Genomic DNA, 18,354 nt, shown 5'->3' with positions numbered 1-18,354 from the left:
ACTCCTTGTTGCTCAATTTCGCAATGTTAGCACTCTCTATGAGTGAGTGCCAGCAGGAAGGTTCAACGGCGTCAATGGGTTGATTCAGCCCCTTGGTCAGCGTGGCGTGACGGGCAAGGCCAGCTCTTCTGCCAGCGCGTGCAGGCTCAGCAGATCACGGAAGGCCGCAAGGTCGAAGAGGGCTTGGGTCGCGGCTTTGCGAAAAATGCAGCGGTCCATGAAAAGCTGTGCCTGTTCACCAGGCCACAGGCGCGTCAGGGTGGCCAGGACGTCAGGATAAGAAGCCAGGTCCTGACCGTCCTGCAGGTCATCGGTCAAATCAGGCAAGTGCACATTGAAATGCTGCTCGCAGATCTCGCGCAGCTGATTGAATTCGGGAACCTGATTGGCGTGCTGGTACAGGCCCAGCAGGTCCATGCAGACCAGGGGATTGGGGAGCTCGGAGGCGGCAACATGCTGGTTCAGGATATGGACGGCCCGGTGATCCTGCCCCAGCGAAATAAAAAATTCTGCCTGCTGGCGAAGGTCCTGAACCGACTCCGGGTTGATGGCGATTGGCGCGGTCGCCGGAGCCGGAAGGGGTTCAGGCTGGGTGATCACGAGTGGCTTTGCCACGCTTGCAACAGGTTTGGACGCCGGCGGTGCCGCTTCGGGCTGTAAAAAAGCCGTCAGGTCTTCGTCCGAGGCGTGTTGCCACCATGATTGCGCGGCAACAGTCAACTTTTTCTGGCTGTGCCAAAGCCACGCCAGACCCGCCACGACGGCGAGCAACACGGCGATCAGGGCATAAAGGAGGGTGCTGAACATTTGCCGGGATTGGGCTTGTTCAAGTTGGCTGCGTAGCGCCAACAGGGCGCTGTCATTCTTGACCGCGAGCTCGCGCATGGACTTCACCTCTTCCTGCAGCGCTGCAATCTGTCGACTTTGCAACAGGGCGTCCTCGGCTGGCACAAAGGGCATGTTGAGTTCCAGGTTGTCCATCCGGTCCGACAGGATTTCCAGAGGATCCAGCTTGAGCACCGATTTGGCTTGCTGCACGACTGCGGGCTTGGGATCGCGCGGGCGCTTGGTGGCAGTGGGTTTGGGCTTCTGAGCTATTTTTTTGCTTTTGCCAACGGACGAAGCCGGCTTTCGGGCTGCCGATCTAACGGGTTTGGCGGCCTGGGCGGGTGCCGCCTGGGGCAACACGACCGCCGCCGGGGCGCGGTTGGCGCTGGATGTCTCGGACGCGGCCGGGGTTGCGACGGGGGGTGTGTTGGTTGCCACGTTGGCACTGAAATCCGGCGGCAGATCAGCCAGCAGGACATAGTTGCGCATCTGGCTGGCACCACAAAAAGTGCGCAGCTGGACCCTCACAACCGGTTCATTGACAGGTTCGGCAAGTTGCACCCGCAGCCGGCTCTCTTGAAGCGTGATGCGCGGCGTTCCCTGTTGAGCTTCGCCGTAGTAGACGTCAGCGCGGACGCAGCCTTCAGACAAGGCATCTCCTGCACTGGATTGGACGGGTATGCTCACGTCCAGCGCACGCCCGATCAGGGCCTCACCCTGCAGTTCTCCCAGTGTCATCGCCTGGGCTGCGACGATGGCACCGGACAAAAGGACCAGGCCCCATTTGGTGGCCGCAAGCACACTTTCTTTTGTGACAGTTTTTTTGATGTGTGTTGGGCTCATGGGCGTATCAAAATTTTCGGATGCGGCAAGATGGGGCGTTCGTATTCGTCATAATCAAGCACGGAGATATCTGACAACAAGGGCGGTCGCGACTTGCGCTTGTCCGACAGGAGCGCCGTACATTATTTTTTTACGCTGAATAATAGCGCTTTTGGTTTCATTTCCGGTTATGTCTTTTGTCAAGGCCACGGATTTATGTGTCAACTTCTGGGAATGAACAGCTACCTGCCGGCCAGCCTGACGCTGAGCTTTACTGGATTTTCGCAGCGTGGCGGTTGCACCGACCACCATGCAGACGGCTGGGGTATTGCTTTTTTCGAGAGTGACTGCGCCACCCCAGGCAAGGGCGTGCGCCATTTTGTTGACAAGGCCAGTGCCGCCACCTCGCCCATCGCCCAGATGCTCAAAAGTTATCCCATTAAAAGTCATAACGTGGTGGCGCATGTGCGCAAAGCCACCGTGGGCCAGGTGGCGCTGGAAAATTGCCACCCGTTTGTGCGCGAGTTGTGGGGCCGCAACTGGGTCTTTGCCCACAATGGCGACCTGAAAGATTACGCGCCCAAGCTGCACGGCAGCTTTCAGCCGGTGGGCACGACAGACAGCGAACTGGCCTTTTGCTGGTTGATGCAGGAGCTGGCCAAATCCCACGCCGACGTGCCATCGGTAGCAGAGCTGAGCTGTACCTTGCGCGAATTGGTTCCGGCGATTGCCCGGCACGGCACCTTCAATTTTTTGCTCAGCAACGGCTTGGCATTGTGGGCGCATGCCACCACCCGACTGCATTACGTGATGCGTGAGCACCCGTTTCACCAAGTGCACCTGAAAGACGAGGATGTCAGCGTCAACCTGGCCGAACTCAACAGTCCGCAGGACCGGCAGGTGATCGTCGTGACCGAACCCCTGACCACCGATGAAAGTTGGATCACCATGCGGGCTGGCGAACTCCACGTGTTTGTTGATGGCATGCTGGCGGACTGCAGCACGACGGGCCGGGGGCTGGCTGCCTTTGACCCAAGCTGAGTCTGCCGCCGTGCTGCAAATCGTTGTCATTACCTTTCCTTTTTTTGCACTGGTGCTGTGCGGCTATCTGGCCGCGCGCAGGCGCATGCTGCCCCTGGAGGCCATTCCCGGCTTGAACGGCTTTGTGCTGTTTTTTGCCCTGCCGTGCATGTTGTACCGGTTCGGCGCCGACACGCCCATAGGACAACTGCTTGATGTCGGCGTTTTTGTCACCTGGCTGATCTGTGCCTTGATCACGGTGGGATTTATCGTGGCAGTGAGCTTGAATGCACGCATTGGTTGGAATGATGCGTCCTTTGGCGCCCTGGTAGGTGCGTTTCCCAATTCCGGCTTCATGGGGGTGCCGCTGTTGGTGGCTTTGCTGGGGGCGCAGTCGGCTGGGCCGGTGATCCTGACCATGATGATTGACATGATCGTGATCACGTCGCTTTGTATTGCGCTGTCACGCCTGGACGGGGCTGACCAACATGGTGCTGCCAAGGCATTCAAAAAAGCACTCAAGGGCGTGCTGGCCAACCCGATGCCATGGGCCATTTTGTTGGGCGCGTTGGTGTCGGTGGTCGGTTGGGAGCCGCCCGCGCCGGTGGCGCAGACCATAGGCTTGTTGGCCGACGCGGCCTCGCCGGTGGCGCTTTTTACCATCGGTGCGGTGCTGGCGCGTGCCCAAATGCTCGCCAAAGCGGGTCATGCCACGGCGCCACTGCTGCGTGACTATTTGCCGGTGGCACTCTTCAAGCTGTTTGTACATCCACTGCTGGTGCTGCTGGTGGGCGCCGGTCTGATCAGTCAGGGCTTGCCGTTATCGCGTTTTGCCTTGACGGTCATTGTGCTCACTGCGGCCTTGCCAAGCGCCAGTAATGTCTCGCTGCTGGCCGAGCGCTTTGGTGCCGACAACGGGCGCATTGCACGCATCATTCTGGTGTCAACCGCCGCCGCTTTTCTGACCTTTTCGCTGGCCGTGGCCCTGATGGTCTAAGGGCGCTGTCATCGCGCTTTCGCCAACGCCTGTTGGCATTTTGATCTGCATCAATACAGGGTTTTCCCAGGGGCGTGTAATCGGCCTTGGTCATTTTTTTGACTCCCTTACCCGTCATTTGAAAGAACGCGATGTCTGCCTGGTTTTCTTATACCGTCTTTACCGTGGTGGTGGTGCTCGCCAGCACCGCCCTGTTTTTCTTCACCCTGACCCGCGGCGCATTGCTCGTGCGTGGTGCCATGGGGCAGCTGACACATGATGCCGCCCATGTGTACCCCATCTATTCCAACATGCGGCTGATTCGTCTGGTGGACTGGCAGCCCATCATTTCGGCTATTTTGTTATTTCAGTACAGCCGCCTGGTCTCCATCATTACCCATGGATTGCGTCAGGATGATTTGAAGAACAAAGATATCCTGATCACCTCGTGCGCCTTCGGTAATGTGATTCCCCGTGTGGTCGATGCCGCCGTCAAGTCGGGTGCCTGCAAGGTGCTGATTGCCGACATCATCCAGAATGAACTCGACCATGCACGAACCAAGCTCGGGGCTTACGCCGATCGCACGGTGTACCTGCGGGACAATGCGGTCGCCATGCAACAGCCCGACGCCTCGGTGCAGGCCAACGTGATGTTTTTTCTGCTGCACGAGTTGCCGCATGATCTGAAAATTGAGGCCTTGAACGAAGCCATGCGGGTGTTGGCCCCGGGCGGCAAGTTGTATCTGGGCGAGTTCCACCGTCCCCGCCCCTGGTTGCTGCGTACCTTGAGCTGGACTTATTTCAAGGTCTTCGAGCCCTACGGTCTGGCGCTGTGGGACAGTCATGACCCGGTGCTGCAACTGCAGGCCATGCCCGGTGTCCGTTGCGAGCGCCACACGGCGTTCTTTGGCAACTTCCAGGTCATCGTGGCGACCAAGGCCGGCTGAACTTGTCCGGAGGAATTACCCGCTCAGATGTTGAGCGGATCCACGTCAATCGCCCAGCGGATCACGCCTTTGCAGCTGGGATCTGACCGGGTGCTGTGCAGCACGCCTTGCCAGGCACTCAAGAAGCGCTGGAGTACCGTGCGCGACGGGCTTTCCACCAGCATTTGCGCACGCTCGATGTTGGCAATGCGCGCCATGCTCATCGGCACCGCCGGGTAGAGCATGAGGTGGGCCAGCAGGGCCGCCGTATCGCTTTGGCTGGCTGCGGTCTGGCTGGCCAGGTTGAGGAATCCTTGTGCGGCTTCCTGGCTGCGTGCTTCGGCACGGACCAGCGCCTGGAAGCTGAACGGCGGCATGGCGGCTTGTTGCCGCTCTTTGAGTTGTGAGGCGGCAAACGCGGGGTAGTCGTGTTTCTTCAGCGCCTCGTACAAGGGGTGCGTGGGCTGACAAGTCTGCAGCCACATTTCGCTTTGGGTGGCCACCGTTTCATCACGCCCGGCCCGCCCGGCGGCTTGCATCAACAGGCTGAAGAGTCGCTCGGGCGCCCGAAAATCGCTGGAAAACAGGGCATTGTCCGGGTTCACGGCGGCCACCAGCGTGATGCGGCGAAAGTCGTGCCCCTTGGCAATCATCTGGGTGCCCACCAACACATCGACCTCGCCCGTGTGCACCTGCGCCAGCTGGGATTCGAGCGTGCCCTTGAGTCGCGTGGTGTCGGCATCGATGCGCATGATGCGCACCGGCTCGCCGTCCGGGCGACGCAGGTCTGCCAGCAATTCGGCCAGGTGCTCCTCCAGTCGTTCGGTGCCGCGCCCCAGCGGCACGATGTCGGGGTTGCCGCAGGCCGGGCAGGCACGCGGCACGCGCTCGCTCAAACCGCAGTGGTGGCAGCGCAAGGTGCGGTCAATCTTGTGAAAGACCCGGTAGGCGCTGCAATGCGGGCATTCACTTTTCCAGTCGCAGTCGCTGCATTGCAGCACCGGAGCGTAGCCGCGCCGATTCAAAAACACCATGCTTTGCTCACCCCGGGCGATGCGCTGAGCCATGGCGGCCAACAGGGGGGGGGAGATGATGCAGGACTTCGGCTGATGGTTCATGTCGACCCGGCGTACCAGCGGCAACTGGCCGCTGCCAATGCGGCTTGGCATCTCCAGCCGCAGGTAGCGCCCGCCCTCGGCGGCGGGGCGGCTGTGGTACCAGCTTTCCAGCGAGGGCGTGGCGGAACCCAGCATCACCTTGGCGCCCTCCAGGCGGCCCCGGTAAATGGCCAGATCACGCGCCGAGTAGCGCGCACCCTCACCGCTTTTGTAGCTGGGGTCATGTTCTTCGTCGACCACGATCAAGCGCAACTGCGGCATCGACGCAAACACCGCCATGCGGGTGCCCAGCACCACGCGGGCAGCGCCACTGTGGGCGGCCAGCCAGCTGTTCAGGCGTTGTGCCGGTGTCATGCCGCTGTGCATCGAAACCACAGCGTCGTCGCCATAGATGGCACAAAAGCGAGCCTTGAAGCGTGCTTCAAGTTGCGGTGTCAGATTGATCTCGGGCACCATGACCAGCGCTTGTGCCTCGCTTGAGGCGGCCAGCAGCGCAGCGGTGCAGTGCATGAAAACTTCGGTTTTGCCGCTGCCAGTAGCGCCAAACAGCAGGAAGGGGCCCGCCTGCTGGTGAAACTGGTCGATGGCCTGCTGCTGCTCTGGCGTCAACCGGACGCTCTGACTGGCACCGGTTGCCTCGGGCGCCGGCGCCGTGTCGGACGCCTGAGTTGGCCTGGTTTCTGGTTTGACGGATGCGCTGGCCGCCTTGGCCAGTTTTTTCAGTCGGCGTCCGAGCTGGACGCTGCTCATGTCGCGCAGTTGCGGCGGCAAGGCCGCCAAGGCCACTTCGCCGGCCGTGCGCTGGTAGTAGCCGGCGGCGAAGCTGATCAGGGCCCGCCAATGGGGGCTCAGGGGGGGCAGGGCCTCCAGGGCCGCCGTGATCGGGCGCAGTTTGGCTGGGTCCAGCGCGGTGTCGGGTGGGGTGGCCGACTCACCGGGCCAGACCACGCCCAGCAGTTCGCGTTGTCCCAGCGGCACCCGCACCAGGGTGCCCGGGGGTAGGGGCGCCGGGCTCCAATAACTCAGCGCGCCCGTCATCTGGCTGTGCGCCGGCGTGTGAACGAGCACCTGAGTCAAGCAGGCGCCAGGGGCGGAGGGAGGTGGCATTTTGTTCAAGTGAACTTGCGGAAAAAGCGTTAAGTGCTTGATTTTGAGAGCTTTTATAAGTCATCCAGATTTTCTGTGGATAACTTTGTTGATAAGGGCTCTGCAACGGTCCCCAGGCCTTGCAAATCAAGGCTTCGGTTAGCTTGCTTAGAAAAAAGGCAAATTTTTAAACCTATATAAATCAATGGCTTGCAACTTGCATGGCTTTTGGAGTCAGCCAGCAGAAGGAAAAGTACAGACTCTGGCTTATGCCTATTTTTGTGCATAAGTGACAAATTATTTTGTCGTTCAGGACTGGTAAAGCAGGCAAAAAAGTGCTAGCAGACGGGTCCGGGCAAGTTTTCCTCCGGTGCGCCAGGTTCACCAGGTTCGTCAGCTGGCAAGCCGCATTTGGCGTGAATGCTGGTGGACTGCCTGCACCAGGGCGGCCACATGCGCAGGCTCGGTGTGCTGGCTGATGCCATGGCCCAAATTGAAAATGTGGGTGGGGCCGGCGCCCTCACCACGGTGCGGGGTGCCAAAAGCCTGGAGCACCTTGAGTACTTCAGCCTCGATTTGCGCTGGCTGTGCAAACAGCACGTTAGGGTCCAAGTTGCCTTGCAAGGCCTTGCTGGCGCCAACCTGCGCGCGAGCCTTGGCCAGGTTCACGGTCCAGTCGACACCCAGCACATTGCAGTCCAGTTGCGCCATTTCGTCCAGCCACAAGCCGCCGCCCTTGGTGAAGACAATGCTGGGAATACGTGCGCCCTTGTATTCTTGGTGCAATTGCGACAGCACCCGGCGGGTGTAGGCCAGGCTGAATTCCTGAAACGCACCGTCGGCCAGAACACCGCCCCAGCTGTCAAAAATCATCACCGCCTGGGCACCGGCTTCGATCTGGGTGTTGAGGTAAAGCGCCACCGCGTCGGCGTTGATCTGCAGCATCTTGTGCATCAGGTCCGGGCGGCTGTACATCATGGTCTTGACCAGGCGGTAGTCGTCAGAACCCGCACCTTCGACCATGTAGCAAGCCAGTGTCCAGGGGCTGCCGCTGAAACCGATCAGCGGCACGCGGCCGTTGAGCGCCTTGCGGATCGAGGTCACGGCATCAAACACATAACGCAGCTTGTCCATGTCAGGTACCTGCAGCTTGGCCACAGCGGCTTCGTCACGCACGGGCGACGCAAATTTGGGGCCTTCGCCCAGCGCAAATGACAGCCCCAGGCCCATGGCATCGGGCACGGTCAGGATGTCACTGAACAGGATGGCGGCATCGAGCGGGAAGCGTTCCAGCGGCTGCAGCGTGACTTCGGTGGCAAAGTCGGTGTTGGTGGCCAAGCCCATGAAACTGCCTGCCTTGGCCCGGGTGGCGCGGTATTCGGGCAAAAAACGTCCGGCCTGGCGCATCATCCAGATCGGCGTGTAGTCAGTGGCCTGGCGCAAACAGGCGCGCAGAAAGGTGTCGTTCTGGAGGGGTGCGAAAGAAGAGGAAGTGGGCGTGGAATTCATGACGGGATTGTCGCATTGCGCCGCGACCCTCAGGCGCCGGGGTGATAAAAGCTTGCGGGTCAGACTAAAGCCGGGCCAGTGCGCTGCGCACTTCCGCCACTGACAGGATTTCTGACAGCACCACCGGCGCACGGCCGTTTTGGTACAGCACATACACCGGCACACCGTTGCGCCCCAACTGCGCCAGCGCGGCGGTGATGGTGGGGTCTCGGCGCGTCCAGTCGGCCCGCAGCAGCGTCACATTTCTGGCGGCAAAGTCGGCCAGCAGTTCGGCGCTGGCCAGTGTGGTGGTCTTGTTGTACTGGCAGGTCACGCACCAGGCCGCGGTGAAGTCGACAAACACGGGGGTACCACTGGCCAGTGCCTGATCCACCTTGCCCGGCGCCCAGGGTTGCCACAGCGCCGTGCTGGTTGTGGTGCTGTTGCTTTCCAAGGGTGTGATGATGTTTTGGCCGATGGAACCCGCTAAAAAAGCGAGCGCCGCCATCGAAAGTGTTGCCAGCACCAGGCGACTGCGGCCCCGCAAACCCAGCGCCCAGATGACCCAAGCCAGGCTCAGCAACAGTGCCAGCAGGCTGGCGGCGCCGTTGATGCCGCTTTGCTGGCCCAGCACCCAGAGCAGCCAGACCACGGTGGCAAACATCGGGAATGCCATGGCGTGGCGGAAAGTGGCCATCCAGGCGCCCGGACGCGGCAACAGGCGGGCCAAGGCCGGCGACCAACTGGCTGCCAGGTAGGGCAGCGCCATGCCCAGCCCGAGGGTGGCAAAGATGGCCAGGGCTTGCGTGGCGGGCAGCGCCAACGCCAAGCCCAGCGACGCACCCATGAAGGGCGCGGTGCAGGGTGAAGCAATCACCACGGCCAGGATGCCCGACAAAAATGCATCCACTGACGGGTTTTTGGCTTCCAGCGCGGCCACGCTGGAAGGCACGAACTGGCCAAACTCAAACAGACCGGCCAGATTGAGGCCGATCACGGTGAACAGCACGGCCAGCGCCGCCACCACGCCGGGCGACTGCAACTGAAACCCCCAACCCAACTGCTCGCCGGCGCCACGCAAGGCCAGCATCAGCGCCCCCAGCGCGACAAAGGACAGCACCACGCCGGCGCTGTAGGCCAGGCCGCCGACGCGTTGTCGGCGCTGGTTTGTGCTGTGTCGGGCAAAACCAACTACCTTGATGGCCAGCACCGGGAACACGCAGGGCATCAGATTCAGGATCATGCCACCCAGTAGGGCGCCCAGCAGCGCCAGCCAGAGCGAGGAGGGCAGGTTGGAGGGGGGTGCCAACGGAGGCCCCGGTGTGGTTGCGGCCACCTCAGACGGTGCTGCCTGGGCGGGCCAAGTGCCTGTGACCTTGGCTTGGGTGACAAAGCCCACCTGCTCCTTGCCCAACTGCGCGACCAGCACCAGCGGCATCACGGTCGGGTCGCTGCTGCGGTGCTTGGCCATCGGCACGGCAGCCGTCCACACGGCCCCCTGCCAGCTTTGCTTCCATTTGGCTGCGGTCTCGATGATTTCCGGGGTTTCCGGGAAAAACTCCAGCGTTTGGCCCTGCAGGCTGGCGGGCAGGCCAATCACCGACACCTTGAGCGTGCGGTTCTCAATGGCCACGCTACCCGCTTGCGGCAGCGCCTCGGGTTGCGCCTTGAAGGCGGCATCGAAAGCGGCGCCATGGATGGCGGTGGAGCCCTTGACGGGGATGCGCAGCACGAAGTCACCGTCTTGCGGGACACATTCGAGCTTGCACACCAACCAGCTGGCTTGCAACTTGATCTCCAGTTCGGGGTTCAATACGGACGGCTTGAAGTCTGGCGTGATGGTCAGAGGTACCGGCAGCAGCACAGTATCTTTGTAACCATAGTTGGCCAGATTGCCGATCGGAATCTTCACAGGCAGCGGCCAGGCGATGTCGCCCGCCAGCACGCCGGCGGGCAGGGTCCAGCTCAGGCTGGTGGCCAGGCCGGAGTCGCCAGAATTCTTCCAGTAGGTGTGCCAATCCGGCTGGTGCTGTAGTTGCAGCCCGACCCAGACCGTTTTACCGGGATCCACGCCATCGGGCGCGTGCGCCATCAGTTCAGCCTGAACCTGCTCGGTGGTGAAGGTGTTCTTGGGGCTGTTCTGTGCCATGGCGGCGGTCGGTAGCGCGAGGCTTGCCAGGAAAAACAGCGCAGAAAAAGGGCGCGTCAGATGTTTCAGAAGGGTCATGGTGCAGTGAGAGGCTGAAGGAGTCTTGAAGTTCCGCGGACTAAGCTGAGCTTTTTAGTGGACAGCAGCATCAGCGCCAAAAAGCGACGCCTGTTCTGTGGGCTCGTTAAATACAGCGGGCAGTTTTGTCGGGGCTTTGATGCGCAATTGCTTGTTGACGTTTTCCTGGCCAAACACCACCTCGATGGCAGCCAGATTCACCCCAAAGAGCGGCGCCAGAAAACGCAGCATGTGGTCGGTGGCCTTGCCGTTCTGGGGCTTGGCGGTGACGCTGACCTTGAGTTGGGTGCCCTTGGGTTTGCCAATGGCATCCTTGCTGGCACTGGGTTTGCCCAGGATATTGACCACCAGCACGTCGCCATCCCAGGCAAAAAAGCTGTCTCCTGTGATGTGGCGTGAATGTTTTTTGGTCATGCGCGGATGATAGCGGGCTCTACAATTCGGCTCTTTGCTCCCAACCACCATGTTGAACTTGCCTGCCTGCCCCCAATGCACCCTCGAGAACACCTACCCGGACGGTGACAACTGTGTCTGTCCGGATTGCGGTTTTGAGTGGCCCCAGGCGGCGGTTGTCGCGGAAGGCGAGGAAGCCGGTGGTCCGGTCAAGGACGTCAATGGCAACCCGCTGACCGATGGCGACACGGTGATCTTGATCAAGGACCTGAAGGTCAAGGGGTCCTCGATCGTGCTGAAAAAGGGCACCAAGATCAAAGGCATCCGCTTGCCTGAAGGCGCCGGGGACCATGAGGTCGACTGCAAGACCGAGCAGGGCGCGTTCATGCTCAAGGCCGAGTTCATGAAAAAGGCTTGAGCCGCAATTTTTCTCACGCTGCAAACCCACCATGACCACCTCTTCACGCTTTTGGGCTGACTGGACCACGCTTGATTTTGAGCGTCTGCGCGCCAGTGGCCTGGCCGCGCGCACCATCGCGGTGTTGCCCGTGGCAGCGACCGAGCAGCATGGCCCGCACCTGCCGCTGAGCGTGGACACGGTGCTGGTCGACGGCATCATCACGGCATCGCTGGACCAGCTGCCGGCCGATGTGCCGGTGCTTTTTTTGCCGACGCAGGCGGTTGGCCTGAGCCCGGAACACGCGCGTTTTCCCGGCACGTTGACCCTCAAAAATGAGACCATCCTGCGACTATGGACCGACATTGCCGAGTCGGTGGCCGCCGCCGGCATCCGCAAATTGGTGCTGTTCAACAGCCACGGTGGCCATGTCGGTGTGATGGACCTGGTCGCGCGCGACCTGCGCGCGCGGCTGGACATGCTGGTCTACAGTGTGAGCTGGTTTAATTTGCCGCTCGCGGACGCGCAGGGCCGGAATGTCCATGCTTTATTCAGCGCTGAAGAACACCGCTTTGGTATCCACGGCGGTGACATCGAGACCTCGATGATGCTGGCGCTGGACCCGGCCCGCGTGGACATGGCGCAGGCGCGCCATTTTGAGTCAAGGGCGCAGGCGCGCGCGGGCGCTTTTGAGATTCTGGGCAACGGCAAAAGTGCCAAGCTGGGCTGGCAAACACAGGACTACAACCCCGCCGGGGCGGTGGGCCATGCCGCCAATGCCACGGCAGAAAAAGGCCAGGCCCTGGTTGATGCCGCCGGGAATGCACTGGCCAGACTGCTGGTGGAAGTGGACCGCTTGCCGGCCAATACGCTGTTGGACCGACCCGCGCTCGGGTAATGGCCCCCCGCGACCTGCTGGCGCTGAATGGGGGACGGCGCTGATTCTGTGGCGCTAGGAGTTAGGGCGGCAGAGCGTTCTGCGCAGGTAAAAGGAGGAGCCCGCAGGGCGGGGGACACGCAGCAGGACGCTCTGCCGCCCTGGCTCCTAGAGTCATACCCTTAACTTTTTTGCTGCACTGCAACAAAAAAGACTTGAAAAGCCCTGGGTTTTCCCTATAATTCAACTCATGCTGCACTGCAACATAAACCGCTTATCCGGACGTTACAACGCAATCAACCCCATTTAAAAGGAACTACCATGTTTATCACTGCTGACCAAATCACCGCCACCAATCAAGCCGCTTTCGACACCACCCAGGCACTGGCCACCAAATCTTTCGCTGGCCTGGAAAAGCTGGTTGAGTTGAACCTGGCTGCCGCCAAGGCCTTGATGACTGAATCTTTCAGCCACGCCCAAGCCACTCTGGCGGCCAAAGACCTGCAGCAAGCCATGGCCCTGCAGAACGGTCTGCTCGCCCCCATGGCTGAAAAGTCGGTGGCTTACAGCCGCCACGTGTACGGCATCACAGTTGAAACCGGCGCTGAATTCAGCAAGGCCTTCGAAGGCAAGGCTGCTGACGCACAGAAAGCGTTCAACCAGGTGGTGGAAAACGTGGCCAGGAATGCACCGGTCGGTACCGAGTCGGCTGTCGCTGTGTTCAAGAGTGCTTTGGCTTCCAGCCAGACCGCCATTGACTCTGCTCAAAGCTCGGCCAAAAAGGCCCTGGCCGTGGCTGAAAGCAACATGGCTGCCGTGACCGAGCAAGCCCTCAGCGCTGCCGCCGCAGTGACTCAAAAGGCGTGATCACGCACTGCCTGCGGGCAGCATGAGAGGCACCTTCGGGTGCCTTTTTTTTGGGCTTCCGGCATAGAATGAACGCCAATTACAAACTGTGACAAGGTCTAATCGTGCTGTCTGTCGCTCTTGAGCTCACCTACAACATGGCCATTCTGGTGGCCATGGTGTTGACCTCGGGTTTGATCAGGCGCAGCCAGGAATCGGCCACGCGGCAGGCCATTTTGCAAGGCCTGCTGTTCGGCACCGCCACGGTGATCAACATGGTGGCGCCCATGGATTTGGGGTCGGGCCTGATTTTTGATCCACGCACGGTCACCTTAAGCCTGTGCGGCTTGTTCTTTGGCCCCCTGGCGGCTGGTGTTGCGGCTGCGCTGGCCCTGGCTTACCGGCTGCCTCTGGGCGGCGCGGGCGTGATCATGGGCGTGCTGGTGATCGTGTCTGCAGCCGTCTGGGGCTGGTATTTTTACCGACGCTGGTCCAGCGCCAAGCAGCCCATTCGCTTGCCCCAGTTGCTGCTGCTTGGGCTTGTGGTGCACCTCACCGAATTGTCGCTGATGGCCACCTTGCCGGCCCCATTGGGCTGGCGGACGCTGCAGAGCCTGGGGCTGCCGATCATGCTGGCTTTTCCGCTCTTGACCCTGCTGCTTGGCAAGATGCTGTCGAGTCAGGATGCTGTGGCGCAAGCCGTGGCTGCCTTACGCAAAAGCGAACACCAACACCGCAGCATCCTGGAAGCCGCCATGGATGGTTTTTGGTTGACCAACCTGCAAGGACGCTTGCTTGAAGTCAATCAGGCCTATGCGCGCATGAGTGGCTATACCGTGCCCGAGTTGTTGGGCATGCATGTCAGCCAGTTCGAGGCCGGCGAGTCCGAGGCGCTGAGTCTTGCGCACATTCAAAAGGTTTTGGCCGTGGGCTCGGACCGTTTTGAAACCCGGCACCTTGCCAAGGATGGCCGGGTGTTTGATGTGGAAGTCAGTGTCCAACTCCATGCGCTTGAAGCGGGGCATGTGGTGGCCTTTCTTCGCGATATCACCGAGCGCAAGCGCTCTGAACAGGCCTTGCTGGACGCCAAGACGCTGACCGAGGCCATTGTGGAAAACGCGCCATTGATGATTTTTCTCAAAGATGCGCGCAGCTTGCGTTTTGTGCTGTTGAACCGCGCCGGTGAAAATATGCTGGGCTTTGGTCGCGATGACCTGATTGGCAAGAGCGATCTGGACTTTTTCCCGTCGGTGCAGGCGGAGGACTTCATGCGCAAGGACCGGACGGTCCTGGAGGGCGAGTCGGGCGTGCAGGACACTCCGATCGAGGCGGTCCAGACAGCCCACCAGGGTGTGCGGTTTTTGCACACGCGCAAGGTGGGTATCCGGGGTGGCGACGGCCAAATGAAATACCTGCTGGGCATTTCAGAGGACGTGACCGAGCACAAGAAGGCCCAGGAGAGGCTGCTGCTGACGGCCAATGTGTTCACCCATGCCCGCGAGGGCATCCTGATCACCGACGCTGCAGGCACCATCATCGATGTCAATGAATCTTTCAGTCGCATCACTGGCTTTTCTCGCGCGCAGGCGCTCGGGAAAACGCCCAACATCCTGAGTTCGGGTCATCAGACGCCCGATTTTTACCAAGCCATGTGGGCAGCCTTGCACCGCGACGGCCAGTGGTACGGTGAGATCTGGAATCGGCGCGAGAATGGCGAGGTGTATGCGGAACTGCTGAATATTTCGGCGGTCTTTGATGCGCAGGGCCAGGTGCAGAACTATGTGGCCCTGTTTTCTGACATCACGCCCATCAAGGAGCATGAAAAGGAGCTCGAGCGCATCGCGCATTACGACGTGCTCACAGGCTTGCCCAACCGGGTGTTGCTGGCCGACCGGTTGCACCAGACCATGGCGCAGAGTATCCGGCGCTGCCAGCAGCTGGCGGTGGTTTACCTCGATCTGGACGGTTTCAAAAACATCAACGACCGCCATGGCCACGATCTTGGCGACCATTTGCTGCGCCACGTGGCCACCCGGATGAAACTGGCGCTGCGCGAGGGCGATACCCTGGCGCGCATCGGGGGCGACGAATTCGTGGCTGTGTTGATCGATCTGGATGACAGTCAGGCGGCGGTGCCGCTGCTCGATCGCCTGCTCAGCGCAGCCGGCGAGGAGGTGCAACTGGGCGATGTCTCATTGCAAATTTCGGCCAGCCTGGGGGTCACCTTTTATCCGCAGGTCGAAGCTGTGGAGGCCGACCAATTGCTGCGCCAGGCCGACCAGGCGATGTACCTGGCCAAACTCGCTGGCAAAAATCGCTTTTACTTTTTCGATGCGGAAAATGACCGCAGCACAAGAGGTCATTTTGAGAGCCTGGAACGCATTCGCAACGCACTGGCCGCCCAGGAATTCTTGCTTTATTACCAGCCCAAAGTCAATATGCGCACCGGTGCCGTGATTGGCGTGGAAGCGTTGATTCGCTGGCAACACCCGGATCGGGGTTTGCTCGCCCCAGCCCTGTTTTTGCCGGTCATTGAGGAGCATGCGCTGGCGGTGGTGGTGGGCGAGTGGGTGATGGACACTGCGTTAAGCCAGATGGAGCACTGGCAGAACGACGGCCTGGTCCTGCCGGAGAGCTTCAATGTCAGCGTCAACGTGGGCGCACGGCAACTCCAGCAAGGCAATTTCGTCGCGTTCCTGCAGACCTTGCTGGCGGCGCATCCGCAGATCCGGCCGGCGCAGCTCGAAGTCGAGATTCTGGAGACCAGCGCCCTCAGTGACCTGGCGGGGCTCTCGCGACTGATTGATGACTGTCACCGCCTGGGTGTTCTGTTTGCGCTGGACGACTTTGGCACGGGTTACTCCTCGCTGAGCTACCTCAAGCACCTGAGGGTCAGTGTGCTCAAGATGGACCAGAGCTTTGTGCGCGACATGCTCGACGATCCGGACGACCTGGCCATTTTGCGGGGGGTAATCGGTCTGGCGGATGCGTTCAATCGCCGGGTGATCGCGGAAGGGGTCGAGACCGAAGCGCATGGCCGCAGGTTGCTGGAAATGGGCTGTGAGCTGGGTCAGGGTTATGCCATTGCGCGGCCCCTGCCGGCACAGGCTTTTCCGCAGTGGCTGCAGCACTGGCAGCAAAACCCGGTGTGGGGTGTGGCGGACGTGGCTCTTGCTGCGCGCTCGGCTTAAACCGTGGCCATCCACAACGCCGTGGCGACCAGCACCATCGCCATGCAGCGGTTGAACCAGCGCAGGCGTCGCCCACCATGTTGCGGGTCGGCCAGCCACTGGCGCAGCAGCGTGCCCACCAGCGCGTAACTCAGATTGCTGGCCAGGGCAAATGCCAGCAGCAAGGGCAGCACCACGGCAAAGCGTGCCCACAGGTCGTCGCGCCCGGCCAGCCAGCCGGCCACCACCGTGAGCGACAGCATCCAGGCCTTGATGTTGAGAAACTGCAGCATCACACCTTGCCAGAATGTCACGTTGAGTTGGCTGCCTTGGGCCTGAGACAGTTGGTGCGCCTGCCAGAGCTTCCAGGCCAGCCAGATCAGGTAACCCACACCTGCCGCTTTGACGCCCAGGCGCAGCGGCGGCAGGCTCACCACCAGTGCACCCACACCGCTGGCGCACAGGCTCAGCAGCAAACCCCAGCCGACCGGGACCGCCAGCACAAAACGCAGCGCACGGCGCAGGCCAAAATTGGCCGCCAGTGCGGTGGAAAGCGTGGTGTTGGGGCCAGGAGTAAAACTGACTGCCGTGCACAGCAGCAGCAGTGCGGTGATCTCAGCGCCGCTCATGGGGCCATCATCCCGGACTCAGGGTGCGCTGCAATGAACGATCGGGTGGCTCAATGCACCACGACCGGATTTTGTGCCAGTTCGGCGTATTGCTCCAGCGTGTCTTCGACTTCTTCCTGGGTGGGTGTTTTGGTTTGCCAAGCCGAGATTTGCTGTTGAAACAGCTCGGCCCAGGAGCCGTCAAGGTAGACCTCCTTGTTGGCACGCTTGTCGACAATTTCAAAACCGTGGCGCACCAGCTGCGGCACGATCAGCAATTGCTCGCCCGCCTTCATGTCATCAGGCTGAAGCTCTGCCGTGACAGCGTTGGCCAGCATGTGGGTGACGGAATAGGTCTCAGAGTCGTAAAGCGTGTGCATGCGTCAAATTATCCACGAATCCCAAAGAGCTTGTACTTGGGCACCGCTTGGCGCCATTCAAGGGCCGTCGACCGCTTGCGAGGCCAGCCATTTCTGATCCACATAATTGCCATTGGCTTCGGTGATGCGGATCCGGGCGGGCAGGTAGGCCAGGCCGGGGGCCAGCCAGACTTCGAGTTTCTGGTCGTAGGGTTGGCGCGGCTGGCGCACCAGCTTCAAGCCCTGCTGGGGGCCGCCGGGGAGTTCCAGGGTTTCCATGTTGCCAAACATGAACAGCCACAGGTCGCCATCGCGCGGGCCAATGGTTTGAACTTGCAGCGTGGTGCCAGGGCCAAAGTTTTGTGGTGCGCTGGCCACCAGGGCCGCCAGCTGCACCAGCACGCTCAGGCGATCCTGGGCACCGGGCTGCAAGACCAGGCTGGGCGTGTTGGCGCTGAAGCTCACCAGACCCTGCGCGCGGTTGAAGTGGGCGGCCAGCTCGCTGCGGTATTTGTCTGAAAAGCGCTCCGGAGCCAGGCCAAAGGGGTCAATCTGGCCGCGGCTGGTTTGCACCCGTGTCTGGCCGAGCGTGCTGATGCTCAGTTGCGCCTGGTAGCCCTGGTCCAGCTTTTGCCATAAAAATTCACCGCTCAGCGTGTACGGAAACTTGTTGGCTTCGACCTGGTACGTCAGCTTCACCGAGGCTGGCAGACTGTCGGGATTGAAAGCGACTTCGGTTGTGGGAAGGGCCGACGCCTGGGGTTCTGTGGTGCTTTCAGGCGCGCTGGCGGGACTGATGGCCGCCACGGCAGGCGCGGAGGCGACGCTGGCCGGGGACTCGGCCGGTGCTTGTGTTGGCGCTTGGGCAGTGGCTGCACCAGGGTCAACGGCGCCCAGCGCGGGCGCCACGGTGTTGGATATGGCCGATTCAGGCGTCGGTTCGGCTTGGGCGACGGGTTGGCGGGCGGGCGTTTTGGCGGCCGGTGTTTTGGCTTGGTCTTGTCGTGTGGTGGCTGCCCGGACTGCGCCAGGCGTGGGTGTACGAGTCAACAAGACAGATCGGGTGGTCAGCGTGGGCTCGCTTGGCGCTCGGGTCAAGGGCCGAGTCAAAGGCAGCGTTTGCAGCAGGACCAGGTGCAGCAGCAACACCGCCAATGTCAGTGACAGCCAGATTTTCAAGTTCATGGCGCCCGCGCGGGCTTGCTTCGGCGGG

15 protein-coding genes are annotated in these 18,354 nt (G+C 61.1%); 7 read left to right on the top strand and 8 right to left on the bottom strand.

What is annotated here, in order from left to right:
- Positions 1-96: 96 nt before the first annotated feature.
- Positions 97-1,671, bottom strand: coding sequence for a FimV family protein (locus tag Q7U49_RS01815; RefSeq protein ID WP_304762044.1), 1,575 nt, complete (start codon positions 1,669-1,671; stop codon positions 97-99).
- Between the two features lie 195 nt (positions 1,672-1,866).
- On the opposite strand from Q7U49_RS01815, the gene Q7U49_RS01810 reads away from it, so the two are divergent.
- From Q7U49_RS01810 to Q7U49_RS01800, 3 genes are all read left to right on the top strand, one after another.
- The gene (locus Q7U49_RS01810) at positions 1,867-2,691 is read left to right on the top strand and encodes a class II glutamine amidotransferase (RefSeq protein ID WP_304762043.1); all 825 of its coding nucleotides are present in this window, start codon (positions 1,867-1,869) and stop codon (positions 2,689-2,691) included.
- 10 nt (positions 2,692-2,701) lie between these two features.
- Positions 2,702-3,667, top strand: a complete 966-nt coding sequence (locus Q7U49_RS01805; protein WP_304762042.1) for an AEC family transporter — start codon at positions 2,702-2,704, stop codon at positions 3,665-3,667.
- Positions 3,668-3,798: 131 nt separating this feature from the next.
- Positions 3,799-4,593, top strand: coding sequence for a class I SAM-dependent methyltransferase (locus Q7U49_RS01800; protein WP_304762041.1), 795 nt, complete (start codon positions 3,799-3,801; stop codon positions 4,591-4,593).
- A gap of 23 nt (positions 4,594-4,616) precedes the next feature.
- Here Q7U49_RS01800 and priA read toward each other — a convergent pair whose 3' ends face one another.
- The 4 genes from priA to Q7U49_RS01780 form a co-directional block, all read right to left on the bottom strand.
- Positions 4,617-6,797, bottom strand: a complete 2,181-nt coding sequence (gene priA / locus Q7U49_RS01795; RefSeq protein WP_304762040.1) for a primosomal protein N' — start codon at positions 6,795-6,797, stop codon at positions 4,617-4,619.
- Between the two features lie 372 nt (positions 6,798-7,169).
- Positions 7,170-8,285, bottom strand: a complete 1,116-nt coding sequence (hemE, locus tag Q7U49_RS01790; RefSeq protein WP_304762039.1) for a uroporphyrinogen decarboxylase — start codon at positions 8,283-8,285, stop codon at positions 7,170-7,172.
- 64 nt (positions 8,286-8,349) lie between these two features.
- Positions 8,350-10,491 (bottom strand): protein-disulfide reductase DsbD, encoded by a 2,142-nt coding sequence (locus Q7U49_RS01785; protein WP_304762038.1) that lies wholly within the window; start codon positions 10,489-10,491, stop codon positions 8,350-8,352.
- Positions 10,492-10,545: 54 nt separating this feature from the next.
- Complete coding sequence (locus Q7U49_RS01780) at positions 10,546-10,905, bottom strand: DUF167 family protein (RefSeq protein ID WP_304762037.1); 360 nt, start codon at positions 10,903-10,905, stop codon at positions 10,546-10,548.
- A gap of 49 nt (positions 10,906-10,954) precedes the next feature.
- Here Q7U49_RS01780 and Q7U49_RS01775 point away from each other — a divergent pair, with 49 nt between their 5' ends.
- The 4 genes from Q7U49_RS01775 to Q7U49_RS01760 all read left to right on the top strand — a co-directional run bounded on the left by Q7U49_RS01775 (position 10,955) and on the right by Q7U49_RS01760 (position 16,195).
- Positions 10,955-11,302 (top strand): zinc ribbon domain-containing protein YjdM, encoded by a 348-nt coding sequence (locus Q7U49_RS01775; protein ID WP_304762036.1) that lies wholly within the window; start codon positions 10,955-10,957, stop codon positions 11,300-11,302.
- A gap of 31 nt (positions 11,303-11,333) precedes the next feature.
- Complete coding sequence (locus Q7U49_RS01770; protein WP_304762034.1) at positions 11,334-12,179, top strand: creatininase family protein; 846 nt, start codon at positions 11,334-11,336, stop codon at positions 12,177-12,179.
- Positions 12,180-12,479: 300 nt separating this feature from the next.
- Positions 12,480-13,025: a phasin family protein gene (locus Q7U49_RS01765; protein ID WP_304762032.1), complete on the top strand. Its 546-nt coding sequence runs from the start codon at positions 12,480-12,482 to the stop codon at positions 13,023-13,025.
- A gap of 104 nt (positions 13,026-13,129) precedes the next feature.
- Complete coding sequence (locus tag Q7U49_RS01760) at positions 13,130-16,195, top strand: EAL domain-containing protein (protein ID WP_304762031.1); 3,066 nt, start codon at positions 13,130-13,132, stop codon at positions 16,193-16,195.
- Here Q7U49_RS01760 and Q7U49_RS01755 read toward each other — a convergent pair.
- Genes Q7U49_RS01755 through Q7U49_RS01745 form a run of 3 tightly spaced genes read right to left on the bottom strand, consistent with a single transcriptional unit; the run spans position 16,192 to position 18,326 of the window.
- Positions 16,192-16,803, bottom strand: a complete 612-nt coding sequence (locus Q7U49_RS01755) for a LysE family translocator (protein ID WP_304762030.1) — start codon at positions 16,801-16,803, stop codon at positions 16,192-16,194. The genes Q7U49_RS01760 and Q7U49_RS01755 overlap by 4 nt on opposite strands.
- A 50-nt stretch (positions 16,804-16,853) precedes the next feature.
- On the bottom strand, positions 16,854-17,162 hold the full coding sequence (locus tag Q7U49_RS01750) for a DUF3567 domain-containing protein (protein WP_304762029.1): 309 nt from the start codon (positions 17,160-17,162) through the stop codon (positions 16,854-16,856).
- A gap of 57 nt (positions 17,163-17,219) precedes the next feature.
- Positions 17,220-18,326, bottom strand: a complete 1,107-nt coding sequence (locus Q7U49_RS01745; RefSeq protein ID WP_304762028.1) for a DUF3108 domain-containing protein — start codon at positions 18,324-18,326, stop codon at positions 17,220-17,222.
- Positions 18,327-18,354: the final 28 nt, after the last annotated feature.

Origin of the sequence: Rhodoferax sp. (assembly GCF_030653815.1) — a bacterium.
Taxonomy (GTDB): domain Bacteria; phylum Pseudomonadota; class Gammaproteobacteria; order Burkholderiales; family Burkholderiaceae_C; genus Rhodoferax.
Note: the sequence above shows the minus strand (reverse complement) of the source record. Positions and strands in the feature narration are given on the sequence as shown.

Excerpts from the sequence above, each read along its gene's own strand:
- Q7U49_RS01815 (WP_304762044.1), bottom strand. The coding sequence starts at position 1,671 with ATGAGCCCAACACACATCAAAAAAACTGTCACAAAAGAAAGTGTGCTT.
- Q7U49_RS01810 (WP_304762043.1), top strand. The coding sequence starts at position 1,867 with ATGTGTCAACTTCTGGGAATGAACAGCTACCTGCCGGCCAGCCTGACG.
- Q7U49_RS01800 (WP_304762041.1), top strand. The coding sequence starts at position 3,799 with ATGTCTGCCTGGTTTTCTTATACCGTCTTTACCGTGGTGGTGGTGCTC.
- priA (WP_304762040.1), bottom strand. The coding sequence starts at position 6,797 with ATGCCACCTCCCTCCGCCCCTGGCGCCTGCTTGACTCAGGTGCTCGTT.
- hemE (WP_304762039.1), bottom strand. The coding sequence starts at position 8,285 with ATGAATTCCACGCCCACTTCCTCTTCTTTCGCACCCCTCCAGAACGAC.
- Q7U49_RS01785 (WP_304762038.1), bottom strand. The coding sequence starts at position 10,491 with ATGACCCTTCTGAAACATCTGACGCGCCCTTTTTCTGCGCTGTTTTTC.
- Q7U49_RS01780 (WP_304762037.1), bottom strand. The coding sequence starts at position 10,905 with ATGACCAAAAAACATTCACGCCACATCACAGGAGACAGCTTTTTTGCC.
- Q7U49_RS01775 (WP_304762036.1), top strand. The coding sequence starts at position 10,955 with ATGTTGAACTTGCCTGCCTGCCCCCAATGCACCCTCGAGAACACCTAC.
- Q7U49_RS01770 (WP_304762034.1), top strand. The coding sequence starts at position 11,334 with ATGACCACCTCTTCACGCTTTTGGGCTGACTGGACCACGCTTGATTTT.
- Q7U49_RS01765 (WP_304762032.1), top strand. The coding sequence starts at position 12,480 with ATGTTTATCACTGCTGACCAAATCACCGCCACCAATCAAGCCGCTTTC.
- Q7U49_RS01755 (WP_304762030.1), bottom strand. The coding sequence starts at position 16,803 with ATGAGCGGCGCTGAGATCACCGCACTGCTGCTGCTGTGCACGGCAGTC.
- Q7U49_RS01750 (WP_304762029.1), bottom strand. The coding sequence starts at position 17,162 with ATGCACACGCTTTACGACTCTGAGACCTATTCCGTCACCCACATGCTG.
- Q7U49_RS01745 (WP_304762028.1), bottom strand. The coding sequence starts at position 18,326 with ATGAACTTGAAAATCTGGCTGTCACTGACATTGGCGGTGTTGCTGCTG.